Genomic DNA, 14,028 nt, shown 5'->3' on the forward strand with positions numbered 1-14,028 from the left:
TCATTGGGAAGGGCATTCTTGCGCGGTTGGGAGTAGCCTTACGACATTCCGGTCAGGCCATGGAGCCATCGATGAAGTGCAGCATTCTAACGGTCATTGTGTTGAGCGCGCTCGCCTCTGGTGCGGCGCAGGCTCAGGAGTTGCAAACCGTACCGGTCGCGCCCGCCCCAACGCCAGGCGCGCCGGGCACCCCGACGCCGACGTTGTACCCGCAAGTCACCCCACCGGTCGTGCCCAAGACCAACGGTTCGCCGCCCTTGGTGCCGATCGTGCTGCCAACGCCGCCCAAGGACCAGACGGTGCCGGGCCTGCTGCAAAATGACAGCAAGCCGAAGACGCCTGGCGGTTAAAACTGTTGCGAGAGTAATTGCCCATCGGCCATGCGCAAGCGCTTGGACAGGGCGATGGCAATCGCGCGGATGATCTTGGCGGCGACCCTGGGCGCTTCGTTGAGCATTTTTTCCAGGGAGTCCTTGCCCAGATTCAGCAGCACGCAGTCACTGGCCGCCATGCAACTGGCCGAGCGTCGCTCGCCGTCGAGGACCGCCATTTCGCCAAAGGCTCGACCGCTGCGCAGGGTGGCGATGGTCAGGCGCTGGCCTTCGTGGTTGGTTTTTTGCACCGCCACCTGGCCGCTGTGGATGATGCACATGAACGTGCCAGCATCGCCTTCGAGGAAAATCACCTCATCGCGGGCAATGCTGCTGATATTGAAATAGCCGGCGGCGACGTGAAAGTCTTCCGGCAACAGCGGGTTGAACAGGCCGCAATCCATGAGCATGTCGCGGATTTCGGTATTCATTAATGTGGGTAGTGCCATGGCTGCAATCTTGGTCCATCAATCAGTAGGCGGTCCTGTGTTCAGACAGAACCGCCCTACTAAGTTCCTTAAATGAGTTTCTTAAACCAGCCCCAGCGCCCTGAACACAAAGCCATATTCGAGTGCTACGTCACGTAATCCCTGATAACGACCGCTCATGCCACCGTGGCCGGCGCCCAGCTCGGTCTTGAGCAACAGCAGGTTGTCGTCGGTCTTGGTGTCGCGCAGCTTGGCCACCCACTTGGCGGCTTCCCAATATTGCACGCGGCTGTCGTTGTAGCCGGCGATCACCAGCAGGTGCGGGTAGGCCTGGGCGCGAACGTTTTCATACGGCGCATAGGCCTTGATGCGCTCGTAGACGTCCGGTGCTTGCGGGTTGCCCCACTCGTCGTACTCGGTGATGGTCAGCGGCAGTTCAGGGTCGAGCATGGTGTTGAGCACATCGACAAACGGCACTTCGGCAATCGCCGCCTGGAACAGCTCCGGACGCTGGTTGAGCACTGCGCCGATCAACAGGCCGCCGGCACTGCCGCCGCTGATGGCCAGTTGTTTGGAGGTGGTCAGGCCCTCGGTGATCAGGTGTTCGGCGCAGGCGATAAAGTCGCTGAAGGTGTTCTGCTTGTGTTCCTGCTTGCCGTTGCGATACCACGCCTCACCCAACTCACCGCCGCCGCGCACATGGGCGATGGCAAACGCCACGCCTCGGTCCAGCAGGCTCAGGCGTGCATGGGAGAACCACGGGTCCAGGCTCGAACCATAGGCGCCGTAGCCGTACAGGTAGAGGGGCGTTGGTTGACCCAACTGGTCGCGCTTGACCACCAGGCTGATCGGCACCTGGGTGCCATCCGCCGAGGTGGCCCACAGGCGCTGGCTCACGTAATCGTCGGCATTGAACACGCCGAGTACCGGGGTTTCCTTGAGCACCTGTTGCGCGCCACTGGCCAGTTCCAGCTGACGGACCTGGGCCGGGCGGTTCAGGGCTTCGTAACGCAGGCGGATCTTGTCGCTGACAAACTCCAGGCTGTTCTGTACGTAGAGGCTGTAGGCGGCGTCAGGCAATTCCACGCGATAGGCCGGCAAGCCCTGCGGGTGCACTTCGATCACCGGCAGGCCACCGATGCGCAGGCTCAAGGTCATGGCATGGGTGTTCAGGCTCACGCCATCGAGCATCACCTCATCGCTGTGGGGGATCAGGTTCTGCCATTCAGCTTGTGTCGGCACGTCGCCAATGTCGGTTGCCACGAACAGGGCGTAATTGATGCCATCGCGGTTGCTGCGGATAAACCAGGTCCACGCCCCATTCAACTGGCCGTGGTCGACATCGTATTCATGGTTTTCTACACGTGGCGCCAGGCAGGTGAAGTCCAGGTGTGGCTGATCGGCGTCCAGGGCCCAGACTTCGCTGGTGGTCTTGCTACCGAGGGACAGCAGCAACTGGCGCTCGGAGCTGGAACGGTAGCAATGCAGGAAGAAACGTCCGTCGGGTTCATGGAACACTTCCTGCGCCGCCGTGCCGTCCAGGCGATAGCGATACAGCTTGTGCGGGCGGTGGGTGTCGTCCAGTTCGCCAAAGAACAGGGTCAGGCTATCGTTGGCCCAGGTCATGCTGCCGTCGCAGTCTTCAAACGCCAGTTCGCTGACTTTGCCGGTGGCCAATTCCTTCACGTACAGGGTGTAGATCTCTTCACCGCTGGTGTCGAGGCTGTAGGCCAGGCGTTGGTGGTCGGGGCTGATGCTGAACGCGCCGAGGGAGAAGAAACCGCCATTGGCCAGCACGTTCGGGTCCAGCAACAACTCTTCGCTGCTGTCGTCCACCTGATTGCTGTCGTCGGCCGGGCGGCGGCAGCGGTAGTGGCGGGCGTATTCGTCACCGGCGGTGGTGCGGGTGTAATACAGATACGGGCCCCACGGTGACGGCAGCGACAGGTCGGTTTCGAGAATGCGGCCCTTGATCTCCTCGAACAGGGTTTCGCGCAATGCTGCCTGATCGGCGAGCTGGGTTTCCTGCCAGGCGTTTTCGGCCTTGAGGTAATCGAGCACCTCAGTGCTGTCGCGCTCTTGCAGCCAGGCGTACGGATCTGGACCTTGGGCCTTGCGGGCAATCGGAGCGGTCGATGTAGGCATGGGATTATTCTCTATCGGGCGGACGGTGGCAGGCTTTGCAGCCGCGACACGCAAAAGCCGTTATCATAGCCGCCTGTTTGCCAACCTTGCCATGGACACCATGACCGAGAACGACTATCTGACCGCTTGGGGCCTTTACGCCTTCGCCGCTTTGGGCTGCCTGTTGGTGTGGTGGCGCATGACCCGCTGGATCTGGCGCTGGCTGCGCGAGCCGCTGCAATTGCTGATGGCGGTGCTGCTGTTCAGTCCGACCATCGTCGACCCGGTCAAGACCCAGTTCGCGCCGGCCGTGGCCATTACCGCCCTGGACCTGGTGCTCAAGGTCGGCAATAACGCCTGGCGGGCCATTTCCGATCTGTTCATGTACACCATGATCGCCTTTGGCGTGTACCTGGTGTTTGTGCTGATCCGTTGGCCCATCGAGCGCGCCGCCAAGGCCCGCCGTGAGCGCAAGGCCGCCGCGGATGCTGCGCTGGCTGCCGAGCCGGATCAAGATGAAGACGACGTGCCTTTTCGCCGTCCTGCACCCGTGAGCGGTATGCGCGTCGAACCGCGCCTTTAACGTTGTCCGCCCTGCTGCGAGAGCCCTGGCATGTGTGAATTATTGGGCATGAGTGCCAACGTCCCCACCGATATCGTGTTCAGTTTCACCGGGCTGATGCAGCGCGGTGGGCGCACCGGTCCCCACCGTGACGGTTGGGGCATCGCGTTCTATGAAGGCCGTGGCCTGCGCCTGTTCCAGGACCCAGCCGCCAGCAGCGAATCGGAAGTCGCGCTGCTGGTGCAGCGTTACCCGATCAAGAGCGAGGTAGTGATTGGGCATATCCGCCAGGCCAACGTCGGCAAGGTCAGTTTGGCCAACACCCACCCGTTCGTGCGCGAACTGTGGGGCCGCAACTGGTGCTTTGCGCACAATGGCCAGTTGGCCGATTTCAACCCACGCGCCACCTTCTACCGCCCGGTGGGCGATACCGACAGCGAAGCGGCCTTCTGCGATCTGCTCAACCGCGTGCGCGAAGCCTTCCCGGAACCGGTGGACATCGAAAAAGTCCTGCCGGACCTGATCGCCGCCTGCTCCGAATACCGCAGCAAAGGCGTGTTCAACTGCCTGCTCAGCGACGGCGACTGGCTGTTTTGCTATTGCTCGACCAAGCTCGCGCAGATTACCCGTCGCGCTCCGTTTGGCCCCGCACGCTTGAAAGATGTCGATGTGATCGTCGATTTTCAGGCCGAAACCACGCCCAACGACGTGGTGACTGTGATCGCCACCGAGCCTTTGACCGACAACGAAAACTGGACCCGCTACGAACCGGGCCAATGGAGCCTGTGGCGACGTGGTGAATGCGTCAGCCAGGGCATCACCGAGTAAGGATATCGACCATGTTGCTCAGTTATCTGCGGTTGGTGCTGTTTGCCATTGGCCTGTTGGTCGGCGTGCAAGTGCCGGGGTTCATCAGCGACTACGCCAAGCGCGTCGAAGCCCATTTGATCGAGGCCCAGACCGGCCTCAGCGGGTTTGAAACCACCGCGCGGCAGTTCTTCAACGGCGACTTGAAGGCATTGGTGGCGCATTACCGCGCCAGTGACGACCCGGTGTTCCAGAGCGACGCCAACAGCCTGGGCGCCATGCTTGATCGGCAGTTAGCCTTGGACAAACAATTTCAGGCCATGCAAGGCCCGTGGTACATCCGCGCCCTGCAAGTGGCGGTGGCGGCGGACCCGGATATCCGCCAGGAAACCTGGAACGGCTACAGCTATCAGATCCTGCTGACGCCTGAGGCCATGGGCTGGGGGCTGGGCGGGGCGATGCTGTTGTCGTTCGGCCTGGAGTGCCTGTTCCGTTTGATCGACTGGGTGGTGTTGGGCGGCAAGCGCCTGCGCCAGAGCCGGCCGATCGAAGAGCGTGACCTGAAAGGTTTGTAAGCCATACACAGTTCCAAATGTGGGAGCGGGCTTGTGTGGGAGCGGGCTTGCTCGCGAAGACGGTGTATCAGTCAAAGATGTATTCACTGACCCACCGCATTCGCGAGCAAGTCGAATCGTCGCACCGCCGCTCCCACAGATTTAAGCGAGTTTCGCCAGCACCATCCGCTCTTCACCGACCTCTTCGGCATACCGCGCCACCACCTTCTGGCACAACCCGACAATCTCCTCCACCAGTTCCACCCCCACGCGCCACGACACCACCACCTGCAAGTTCGGCAGCTTCTGCGCCATAGGCAACATCACCAATTCGCCGCGCGCCAGTTCTTCGCTGACCAGCACCGGCGGCAGCGCGCCAATGCCGAAGCCATCGCGCAACAAGCGAGTAATCGCCGACACCGAGTTCACACAGTTCATCCGTGGCGCGGCCACGCCGTTGGCTTGCATCAGGCTGATCACGTCCTGGTGCGGATGGGAGTTTTTCGAGTAGGTGATGATGCGCTCCTGGGCCAGTTCGGCCAGGGAGGCGTAGTCACGGTTGTAGATCGACTGGCTGGCGACGATCCAGGCCATGGGGTGGCTGCACAGCTCCAGGCTGCGCACGGTTTCGAGGCGCAGCAGGTCGGTTTGAAGGATCAGGTCGAGGAAGCCTTTTTGCAGCTGATCGCTGAGGTTTAGCGCGGTATCGGCGACCAATTCGATTTCTACCAGCGGGAAGTGGTCCATCAGTTCCGCCACCAACGGGCTCAGCCAGGTGTGGATCACCGTGTCCATCGCGCCGATGCGGATGCGCCCGACTTTGCTGCTGGTAGTCTCCAGGGATTGCTTCAAACCCTGCATGGTCACCATCATTTGCTCGGCGTAATCGAGCACCTTCAAGCCTTCCGGGGTCAGGCTCACGCCGCGTGAGTCGCGCAGAAACAATTTCACCCCCAGTTCACTTTCCAGCACCGCGATGCGGCTGGAGATCGACGCCTGGGTGGTGAACAACTTCTCGGCGGTCAGGCGGAAACTCTTGAGCTTGGCCACCCAGACGAAGGTTTCGAGGAACTTCAAATTCATGGGATCAACTTTTTCTTATGCATGGATCGGTTTTTATTAGTTGGACGCCGCACCGGGCCAGCGCCAAAAATCGAGCTATTCCACGATAAGCGTCGTAGGGGGGGCAGGACAAGTTGCGAGTTCTGTGTAAAAAATCCCACACTACAAAAAAATAAAGCCTACAGGAGCGACCAGCGTGAGCCGCCTTCTTCTGAATTGCGACATTGGCGAAAGCTTCGGCAACTGGACCCTGGGTCTGGACGCCGAGGTCATGCCGTTCATCGATTGCGCCAATGTGGCCTGCGGCTTCCATGCCGGTGACCCGAGCATCATGCGCAAGACCGTCAGCCTGGCACTCAAGCATGGCGTGCAAGTCGGTGCGCACCCGGCGTATCAGGACCTGCAGGGTTTTGGCCGTCGTTCCATGATCTACACGCCCCAGGAAATCCAGGACCTGTTGCACTATCAGATCGGCGCCCTCGACGGCATCTGCCGGGCGCAAGGTGGGCGGGTCAGCTATGTGAAGCCCCACGGCGCGATGTACAACGACATGATGGCCAATCCGGCGCAATTGCGCGCGGTGATCCAGGCCGTGGCGGCCTACGGCGAACTGCCGCTGATGTTGCTCGCCACCCGCGACAACAGCGCAGCGCAGGCGTTAGGCGACGAGTATGGCGTCACCCTGTGGTTTGAAGCCTTTGCCGACCGCGCCTATGACAACAAGGGCCACCTGGTTTCGCGCCAGTTGCCCGGTGCCGTGCACCACGATTCCGACACCATCCTGCAGCAAGCCCTGACCATCTCCCGAGGTGAAGCCCTGACCGCCAGCGACGGCAGCTCGTTGGTCCTGCAGGCCAATACGCTGTGCGTACACGGTGACAACGCCAGCTCGATCGCCGCCGTGCAGCGTATCCGCGAGGCATTGAAGCCAGCATGAAGCCTCGGATTGAAGTGGTAGCCATCGACTGCCTGATGGTGCGTCTGTTTGATGCAATCGCCGAAGCCAACATGCCGTGGATGCTCGCCGCCACTCAGCGCTTGCGCAGCGGTTTCGGCGCGGCCTTGGTGGACCTGGTGCCGTCCTACACCACCTTGATGGTGCATTACGACCTCGGCGCATTGAACCCAGCCCAGGCACGGGAATTGATCGACCTGGCTCTGACCGACCTGCAACCGCAGACCCAGGGCAGCGGCCAGTGCCATGTGCTGCCGGTGTGGTATGACCTGAGCGTCGGTCCTGAGCTGACCCTGCTCAGCCAGCGTAGCGGCCTGGCCATCGACGATGTGATCCGCCGCCACAGCGCCCACGAATACCAAGTGTTCGCCCTCGGCTTCGCCCCCGGTTTTGCCTTTATGGGCCTGGTGGATGAAATCCTCGCTGCGCCACGCCTCAGCACCCCGCGCAAACGCGTGGCGGCGGGCAGTGTCGGCATCGCCGAACGGCAAACCGCCGCCTATCCGGTGGTCTCGCCGGGCGGCTGGAACCTGATAGGCCGCACGCCGGCCAAACTCTTCGATCGTGAGCGAGACGGCTACAGCCTGATGCAACCGGGCGACACGGTGCGTTTTGAAGCGGTTGATCACGCCGAATTCATCAAACTGGGTGGCGATGACACGCCGTTGGAGGCGCAGGCATGAGCCGCTTGATCATCGAGGCCAGCACACCGCTGTGCCTGTTGCAGGACGCCGGCCGTTTTGGCGTGCGCCACCTGGGCGTGACCCAGGGCGGCGCGCTGGATTGGGTGTCGATGTCCTGGGCCAACTGGCTGCTGGGCAATGCGCTGGACGCGCCGGCGGTGGAAATCACCCTCGGCGGCTTTACCGTGCAGGCCGAGGATTACTGCCTGCTGGCCCTTGCCGGTGCGGATTTGGGCGCTTACATCGACGAACGCGCCATCAGCCCTGGCCGCAGTTTTATCCTGCAAAAGGGCCAGCGTTTGCGTTTCACCCAGCCATTCAATGGCGCGCGGGCCTACCTGGCGGCGCCGGGTGGGTTTGATGCGCCGGATGTGCTGGGCAGTTGCGCCACCGTTGTACGTGAAGAACTGGGCGGCGTGGACGGTTTCGGTAAGTCACTGGCCGAAGGCGCGTGCTTGGTCTATTCCGGTACAGGTGGCGCAATGAAGGTGCTGAGCGCACCGGATTTGCAATCCGGTAAACCGTTGGACGTGATCGTCGGCGCCCAGATCGGCCAGTTCAGCGGGCAAAGCCTGTTCGATGCGTTCAACACCGAATGGACCCTGGACAGCCGCGCCGACCGCATGGGCATGCGCCTGCTGGGCACGCCGTTGCAATATCAGGGGCCGTCGTTGATCTCCGAGGGGATTCCGCTGGGGGCGATCCAGGTGCCGCCGGATGGGCAGCCTATTGTGTTGCTCAATGACCGGCAGACGATTGGCGGTTACCCGCGCCTGGGCGCGCTGACGCCATTGGCGCTGGCGCGGCTGGCGCAGTGCTTGCCGGGGGAGAAGGTGAGGTTGGCGCCGGTGGTGCAGGAGACGGCGCACCGGCAGCATGTCGACTTCTTGCAGCGTTTTCGCTAACCCCTGTAGGGGCCCGGCTTGCCGGCGATGGCGTCCGCCCGTCTTGCATAAGGCTCAAGGGTGCCATCGCCGGCAAGCCGGGCTCCTACAGGTCGTGCGGGGTTACTTGGAGAGGAAGCGCATCCCTTCCTCAAGCCCGCGCAAGGTCAGCGGATACATCTGATCCTCCACCAACTCCCGCACAATTCCCGTCGACGCGGTATACCCCCAGGTGTCCTTCGGATACGGGTTAATCCAGATCAACTTCTTGTACTTGGCCATGAAGCGCTGCATCCACACATAGCCCGGCTCCTCATTCCAATGCTCGACACTGCCGCCGGCCTGGGTGATTTCATACGGCGCCATCGACGCATCGCCGATAAAGATCACTTTGTAATCGGCACCGTATTTGTGCAGCAAGTCTTGGGTCGAGGTGCGTTCCGACGTGCGGCGCTGGTTGTTTTTCCACACCGATTCGTACACGAAGTTATGGAAGTAGAAGTACTCCAAATGCTTGAACTCGGTCTTGCACGCCGAGAACAGCTCTTCGCAGATCTTCACGTGGGCATCCATCGAGCCGCCGATATCGAACAGCAATAGCAGCTTGATGGTGTTACGCCGCTCCGGGCGCATCTGGATATTCAGCAACCCGGCGTCACGTGCGGTGTGGTCGATGGTGCCGTCAATATCCAGCTCTTCGGCTGCACCCTGGCGCGCAAATTTGCGCAGGCGGCGCAGGGCGATCTTGATGTTGCGCGTGCCCAGTTCAACCTGATCGTCGAGGTTCTTGTACTCGCGTTGGTCCCACACCTTAACGGCCTTGCCCTGGCGCTTGCCGGCATCGCCGACGCGAATGCCTTCCGGGTTATAGCCGCCGGAGCCAAACGGGCTGGTGCCGCCTGTGCCGATCCACTTGTTGCCGCCGGCGTGACGTTCCTTCTGTTCTTCCAGGCGCTTCTTGAATTCCTCGATGAGTTTGTCGAGGCCACCAAGCGACTGGATCTGCGCGCGTTCCTCATCGGTCAGCGAACGTTCGAATTCCTTGCGCAGCCAGTCTTCGGGGATCAACGCCTGCAGGTGGTCGTCGAGTTTTTCCAGGCCATTGAAGTAAGCGCCGAAGGCCCGGTCGAACTTGTCGAAATGCCGCTCGTCCTTGACCAGGATCGCCCGCGCCAAGTAATAGAACTCGTCCATATCGGCGAAGGTCACGCGCATTTTCAGCGCGTTGATCAGGTCGAGCAGCTCGCGCACCGACACCGGCACCTTGGCGGCACGCATCTCGTTGAACAGGTTGAGCAGCATCAGCGATTACCGCGACGGCTCATGAACGCCAGACGCTCCAGCAACTGCACGTCTTGCTCGTTCTTCACCAACGCACCGGCCAGCGGCGGAATAGCCTTGGTCGGGTCGCGCTCGCGCAGCACGGCTTCGCCGATATTGTCAGCCATCAACAGCTTGAGCCAGTCCACCAGTTCGGAGGTGGAGGGCTTTTTCTTCAGTCCCGGTACTTTGCGCACATCGAAGAACACGTCCAGCGCTTCGCTGACCAGGTCTTTCTTGATGTCGGGGTAGTGCACATCGACGATCTTTTGCAGGGTGGTGCGGTCAGGGAAGGCGATGTAGTGGAAGAAGCAGCGACGCAGGAACGCGTCCGGCAGCTCCTTTTCGTTGTTGGAGGTAATGATGATGATCGGGCGTTTCTTGGCCTTGATGGTCTCGTCGATTTCGTAGACGTAGAACTCCATCTTGTCGAGTTCTTGCAGCAGGTCGTTGGGGAACTCGATGTCGGCCTTGTCGATTTCATCGATCAACAGGATCACCCGCTCCTCAGACTCGAAGGCTTCCCAGAGCTTGCCCTTTTTCAGGTAATTGCGCACGTCATGCACCTTGTCCACGCCCAGCTGCGAGTCGCGCAGACGGCTGACCGCGTCGTACTCGTACAGGCCCTGGTGGGCCTTGGTGGTCGACTTGATATGCCAGGTGATCAGCTTGGCACCGAAGGACTCGGCCAATTGCTCGGCGAGCATGGTCTTGCCGGTGCCGGGCTCGCCCTTGACCAGCAGCGGCCGCTCCAGGGTGATGGCGGCGTTGACGGCCAGTTTCAGGTCATCGGTAGCCACATAGGCCTGGGTGCCTTCGAACTTCATCGGTGTTTCCTCGCATTCATCAATGCCCGGACTATACCGCGCAGCCCCGGCGACTGTGAACGCAGGCGGCGTATTCAGTCTCTGAATGACCAGTCACGATCAATCCGCCGAGGGCTTGGGTTGTTCATAGCGCGCATTGAACGCCTGGATGAAGCCGTTGCGCAAAATCGCCAAAAACGCAGAAAACGCGCTGACATTTTGCTGGTGCACGCTGCCACTGAGTTCAACACGGGTGGCGAACTGGTTTTTCGCCTGATTTTTCAGCACGGTTTCACTGGCGCCGACCACGGCCTCCCAGATCGAGCGGAAGATGTTCTTATCCTTGTTCTCCACGTCCTGTTGCCAGTCGAACACTTCTACATCGCGCATCAGCGGCTTGATATAGCCGGTCAACTGGCCTTTTTCCGCCTGGGCTTCGATCACCACGTCGCCGGTGCCAGCCTTGAAATCGAATTTGCCGTAGGCCGAGGCGAAGTCATTCATGCGCTTGAGCTGCAGGTCCTTGGCGCGGAAACGGAATTCGAAGTTCTCGAAATTGCTCAGCGGGTCGAAGGTGGCGGTGGCTTCCAGCGGCGCCTGGCCCTGAAGGAGCGCCTTGCCCTCGAAGCGGGCGTCGCGCTTGCCTTTGACGTCGACCACGTTGGTCAGGTTATAGAAGCTGGCGTTGACCTCGGTGGCATTGATGTTGACCGGTGGCTTGGAGTTGAAGTTGTGGAAGGCGATCTTGCCGTCCTCGATGCGCACCTCGTCGAGGGTGATGGGGGCCAGCTTGCTCAATTGCTCGCGCCAGTCGGTGCCCTTACCGGTCTGGGACGCCTGCTTGTTGGCGCCGCCGTCGACGAAGTTCACTTCGGGGTTGATAAAGCGCACCTTGGCGACTACCGCATGGTCGTACCACAGCGAGTGCCAGCTCACCGCCAGGTCGATCAACGGCGCCTTGACGAACGGTACAGGCACTTTGCCATCTACCTTGATGATCTCCAGGCCGTTGATCCTGTAGGCGCCGCGCCACAGGGCCAGGTCCACATCGGTAACCTGGCCGCGGTAGTCGCCCATATCAGCGAGCTTCTCATTCAAATAGTTGCGCACCAGGTAGGGCAGGGCGATGCTCAGGGCAACCAGCACCACCAGCAATCCGGCAACGGTCCATAGTGGCCAGCTGTAGCGACGTTTCATGGGGAGGGTCCTCTGTCCGTATAGGGGATGGACTGTTGTTAAGCGTGCAACGTTCCTCCGACTGGACGCTTCGCGGCACGAGGCATACCCTTGTGGCCTTCCTGAACACCGCCCAATAGGACCCGTCATGAGCCGCATCTTTGCAGACAACGCGCACTCCATCGGTAACACGCCCCTGGTTCAGATCAACCGGATCGCACCGCGTGGCGTGACCATCCTGGCCAAGATCGAAGGGCGTAACCCAGGCTACTCGGTGAAATGCCGCATTGGCGCAAACATGATCTGGGACGCTGAAAGCACCGGCAAACTCAAGCCGGGCATGACCATTGTCGAACCCACCTCCGGCAACACCGGCATCGGCCTGGCATTCGTCGCCGCCGCCCGCGGGTACAAATTGCTGCTGACCATGCCGGCCTCCATGAGCATCGAGCGCCGCAAGGTGCTCAAGGCACTCGGCGCTGAGCTGGTGTTGACCGAGCCGGCCAAGGGCATGAAGGGCGCGATCGAGAAAGCCGGCGAAATCGTTGCCAGCGACCCCGCCACCTATTTCATGCCGGCTCAGTTCGAAAACCCGGCCAACCCGGCGATCCACGAGAAAACCACCGGTCCGGAAATCTGGAATGACACCGATGGCGCCGTGGACGTGCTGGTGGCGGGGGTGGGCACTGGCGGCACCATCACCGGTGTGTCGCGCTATATCAAGAACATCGCGGGCAAACCGATCCTGTCGGTGGCGGTCGAGCCGATTGTGTCGCCAGTGATCACGCAGGCGCTGGCCGGTGAAGAGATCAAGCCCAGTCCGCACAAGATCCAGGGCATCGGCGCCGGGTTTGTGCCGAAGAACCTTGACCTGTCGATGGTTGACCGTGTGGAGCTGGTGACCGACGACGAATCCAAGGCCATGGCCCTGCGCCTGATGCAGGAAGAGGGGATTCTGTGCGGTATCTCCTGCGGCGCCGCGATGGCCGTGGCGGTACGCTTGGCCGAGAAACCGGAGATGCAGGGCAAGACCATCGTGGTGATCCTGCCGGACTCCGGTGAGCGCTACCTGTCGAGCATGCTGTTCAGCGATTTGTTTACCGAGCAAGAAAACCAGGCTTGATTTGAGTCAGCGCCGATAACCCGGGCCTTCTGCATAATGGCCCAACTGTTTATCATGGCCGGCTGCTACGTCTGCTGTTGGCCAGGCGCTTATTTCCAGGAGTTGCTGCATGACCTTTTCTTTGGCCGCCAAGCTGTCGGTGCTGGCGTTGTTTATCGGCAGCACGTTGTATGTGCACCTGCGCGGCAAGGCGCGTTTGCCGCTATTGCGCCAGTTCGTCAACCATTCGGCGCTGTTCGCCCCGTATAACGCCTTGATGTACCTGTTCTCGGCCGTGCCGTCCAAGCCGTACCTGGATCGCAGCAAGTTCCCGGAACTGGATGTGCTCAAGGACAACTGGGAAGTGATCCGCGAAGAGGCCATGCACCTGTTCGACGAGGGATACATCCGCGCGGCCGAAAAGAACAACGACGCCGGCTTCGGCTCGTTCTTCAAGAAGGGCTGGAAGCGTTTCTACCTCAAGTGGTACGACAAACCCCTGCCGTCGGCCGAGGCGCTGTGCCCGAAAACCGTAGCGCTGGTGAGCAGCATTCCCAACGTCAAGGGCGCGATGTTCGCGCTGTTGCCGGGCGGCAGCCACCTCAACCCGCACCGCGACCCGTTTGCCGGTTCCCTGCGTTATCACCTGGGCCTGTCGACGCCGAACTCCGACGACTGCCGCATCTTTGTCGACGGCCAGGTCTACGCCTGGCGTGACGGTGAAGACGTGATGTTCGACGAAACCTACGTGCACTGGGTCAAGAACGAAACCGAGCAGACCCGTGTGATCCTGTTCTGCGACATCGAGCGGCCACTGAGCAACCGTGTGATGACCCGCGTCAACCGTTGGGTCAGCAAGCAATTGGGGCGCGCCACTGCGCCGCAGAACCTGGATGACGAGCGCGTGGGCGGGATCAACCAGGCGTATGCCTGGAGCAAGACCTTCAGTGACAAGTTCAGCGGCGTGGTCAAGCAGTGGAAGCGCAAGCATCCGAAGGCTTACCGGATTGCGCGGCCGGTGCTGGCGGTGGTGGTGCTGGTGCTGCTGTGGAAGTGGTTGTTCGGCTGATCCACGCCGTATAAAAAAGGCGCCGCATCGAAAGATGCAGCGCCTTTTTTAATGCCTGGAGTGCGATCACCGCCCTTGTAGGAGCCCGGCTTGCCGGCGATGGCGTCCTTGAAAGCGCTATCGCC

Annotated in this window: 15 protein-coding genes; 9 read left to right on the forward strand and 6 right to left on the reverse strand. The window is 61.1% G+C overall.

The features are described from left to right. The first annotated feature begins 71 nt into the window (after positions 1-71). On the forward strand, positions 72-350 hold the full coding sequence (locus RB216_RS07455; protein ID WP_068934897.1) for a hypothetical protein: 279 nt from the start codon (positions 72-74) through the stop codon (positions 348-350). Here RB216_RS07455 and RB216_RS07460 read toward each other — a convergent pair. Both RB216_RS07460 and RB216_RS07465 read right to left on the reverse strand, forming a co-directional pair. After that, positions 347-820: a cyclic nucleotide-binding domain-containing protein gene (locus RB216_RS07460; RefSeq protein WP_068934895.1), complete on the reverse strand. Its 474-nt coding sequence runs from the start codon at positions 818-820 to the stop codon at positions 347-349. The two genes, RB216_RS07455 and RB216_RS07460, sit on opposite strands and share 4 nt — an antisense overlap. Before the next feature lie 81 nt (positions 821-901). After that, complete coding sequence (locus RB216_RS07465) at positions 902-2,944, reverse strand: S9 family peptidase (RefSeq protein WP_305384150.1); 2,043 nt, start codon at positions 2,942-2,944, stop codon at positions 902-904. A gap of 25 nt (positions 2,945-2,969) precedes the next feature. On the opposite strand from RB216_RS07465, the gene RB216_RS07470 reads away from it, so the two are divergent. From RB216_RS07470 to RB216_RS07480, 3 genes are read left to right on the forward strand one after another with little or no spacing between them, the layout of a single operon-like run. Continuing rightward, complete coding sequence (locus RB216_RS07470; protein WP_028619398.1) at positions 2,970-3,506, forward strand: hypothetical protein; 537 nt, start codon at positions 2,970-2,972, stop codon at positions 3,504-3,506. Between the two features lie 30 nt (positions 3,507-3,536). Beyond that, complete coding sequence (locus RB216_RS07475) at positions 3,537-4,313, forward strand: class II glutamine amidotransferase (RefSeq protein WP_016975237.1); 777 nt, start codon at positions 3,537-3,539, stop codon at positions 4,311-4,313. Between the two features lie 11 nt (positions 4,314-4,324). Continuing rightward, positions 4,325-4,867, forward strand: coding sequence for a DUF2937 family protein (locus RB216_RS07480; protein ID WP_028619399.1), 543 nt, complete (start codon positions 4,325-4,327; stop codon positions 4,865-4,867). Positions 4,868-5,008: 141 nt separating this feature from the next. Here the strand turns inward: RB216_RS07480 and RB216_RS07485 are convergent, their stop codons facing one another. Further along, on the reverse strand, positions 5,009-5,929 hold the full coding sequence (locus RB216_RS07485) for a LysR family transcriptional regulator (protein ID WP_068934891.1): 921 nt from the start codon (positions 5,927-5,929) through the stop codon (positions 5,009-5,011). A 175-nt stretch (positions 5,930-6,104) separates the two neighbouring features. On the opposite strand from RB216_RS07485, the gene RB216_RS07490 reads away from it, so the two are divergent. The 3 genes from RB216_RS07490 to RB216_RS07500 are packed head-to-tail and all read left to right on the forward strand — an operon-like array spanning position 6,105 to position 8,451. Further along, positions 6,105-6,845, forward strand: a complete 741-nt coding sequence (locus tag RB216_RS07490; protein ID WP_068934889.1) for a 5-oxoprolinase subunit PxpA — start codon at positions 6,105-6,107, stop codon at positions 6,843-6,845. Beyond that, positions 6,842-7,546, forward strand: a complete 705-nt coding sequence (locus RB216_RS07495; RefSeq protein ID WP_122686481.1) for a 5-oxoprolinase subunit B family protein — start codon at positions 6,842-6,844, stop codon at positions 7,544-7,546. The genes RB216_RS07490 and RB216_RS07495 overlap by 4 nt, the downstream gene beginning before the upstream one ends. Then, positions 7,543-8,451, forward strand: a complete 909-nt coding sequence (locus tag RB216_RS07500) for a 5-oxoprolinase subunit C family protein (protein ID WP_122686483.1) — start codon at positions 7,543-7,545, stop codon at positions 8,449-8,451. The genes RB216_RS07495 and RB216_RS07500 overlap by 4 nt, the downstream gene beginning before the upstream one ends. A 102-nt stretch (positions 8,452-8,553) precedes the next feature. On the opposite strand, the gene RB216_RS07505 is transcribed toward RB216_RS07500, so the two are convergent. From RB216_RS07505 to RB216_RS07515, 3 genes are all read right to left on the reverse strand, one after another. Further along, entirely contained in the window at positions 8,554-9,732 is a 1,179-nt protein-coding gene (locus tag RB216_RS07505) for a vWA domain-containing protein (protein ID WP_016975243.1), read from the reverse strand. Continuing rightward, positions 9,732-10,577, reverse strand: coding sequence for an AAA family ATPase (locus RB216_RS07510; protein WP_003210690.1), 846 nt, complete (start codon positions 10,575-10,577; stop codon positions 9,732-9,734). Before RB216_RS07510 ends, RB216_RS07505 begins: the two co-directional genes overlap by 1 nt. A 99-nt stretch (positions 10,578-10,676) precedes the next feature. After that, positions 10,677-11,753: a DUF748 domain-containing protein gene (locus RB216_RS07515; RefSeq protein ID WP_122686485.1), complete on the reverse strand. Its 1,077-nt coding sequence runs from the start codon at positions 11,751-11,753 to the stop codon at positions 10,677-10,679. A 127-nt stretch (positions 11,754-11,880) separates the two neighbouring features. Here RB216_RS07515 and cysK point away from each other — a divergent pair, with 127 nt between their 5' ends. Both cysK and RB216_RS07525 read left to right on the forward strand, forming a co-directional pair. Further along, positions 11,881-12,855, forward strand: a complete 975-nt coding sequence (cysK, locus tag RB216_RS07520; RefSeq protein ID WP_010212098.1) for a cysteine synthase A — start codon at positions 11,881-11,883, stop codon at positions 12,853-12,855. 109 nt (positions 12,856-12,964) lie between these two features. Next, the gene (locus tag RB216_RS07525) at positions 12,965-13,903 is read left to right on the forward strand and encodes an aspartyl/asparaginyl beta-hydroxylase domain-containing protein (RefSeq protein WP_028619405.1); all 939 of its coding nucleotides are present in this window, start codon (positions 12,965-12,967) and stop codon (positions 13,901-13,903) included. Positions 13,904-14,028: the final 125 nt, after the last annotated feature.

The organism is Pseudomonas canadensis, assembly GCF_030980095.1.
Taxonomy (GTDB): Bacteria; Pseudomonadota; Gammaproteobacteria; order Pseudomonadales; family Pseudomonadaceae; genus Aquipseudomonas; species Aquipseudomonas canadensis.

Excerpts from the sequence above, each read along its gene's own strand:
- RB216_RS07495 (WP_122686481.1), top strand. The coding sequence starts at position 6,842 with ATGAAGCCTCGGATTGAAGTGGTAGCCATCGACTGCCTGATGGTGCGT.
- RB216_RS07455 (WP_068934897.1), top strand. The coding sequence starts at position 72 with ATGAAGTGCAGCATTCTAACGGTCATTGTGTTGAGCGCGCTCGCCTCT.
- cysK (WP_010212098.1), top strand. The coding sequence starts at position 11,881 with ATGAGCCGCATCTTTGCAGACAACGCGCACTCCATCGGTAACACGCCC.
- RB216_RS07475 (WP_016975237.1), top strand. The coding sequence starts at position 3,537 with ATGTGTGAATTATTGGGCATGAGTGCCAACGTCCCCACCGATATCGTG.
- RB216_RS07510 (WP_003210690.1), bottom strand. The coding sequence starts at position 10,577 with ATGAAGTTCGAAGGCACCCAGGCCTATGTGGCTACCGATGACCTGAAA.
- RB216_RS07515 (WP_122686485.1), bottom strand. The coding sequence starts at position 11,753 with ATGAAACGTCGCTACAGCTGGCCACTATGGACCGTTGCCGGATTGCTG.
- RB216_RS07485 (WP_068934891.1), bottom strand. The coding sequence starts at position 5,929 with ATGAATTTGAAGTTCCTCGAAACCTTCGTCTGGGTGGCCAAGCTCAAG.
- RB216_RS07480 (WP_028619399.1), top strand. The coding sequence starts at position 4,325 with ATGTTGCTCAGTTATCTGCGGTTGGTGCTGTTTGCCATTGGCCTGTTG.
- RB216_RS07465 (WP_305384150.1), bottom strand. The coding sequence starts at position 2,944 with ATGCCTACATCGACCGCTCCGATTGCCCGCAAGGCCCAAGGTCCAGAT.
- RB216_RS07505 (WP_016975243.1), bottom strand. The coding sequence starts at position 9,732 with ATGCTGCTCAACCTGTTCAACGAGATGCGTGCCGCCAAGGTGCCGGTG.
- RB216_RS07460 (WP_068934895.1), bottom strand. The coding sequence starts at position 820 with ATGGCACTACCCACATTAATGAATACCGAAATCCGCGACATGCTCATG.
- RB216_RS07500 (WP_122686483.1), top strand. The coding sequence starts at position 7,543 with ATGAGCCGCTTGATCATCGAGGCCAGCACACCGCTGTGCCTGTTGCAG.
- RB216_RS07525 (WP_028619405.1), top strand. The coding sequence starts at position 12,965 with ATGACCTTTTCTTTGGCCGCCAAGCTGTCGGTGCTGGCGTTGTTTATC.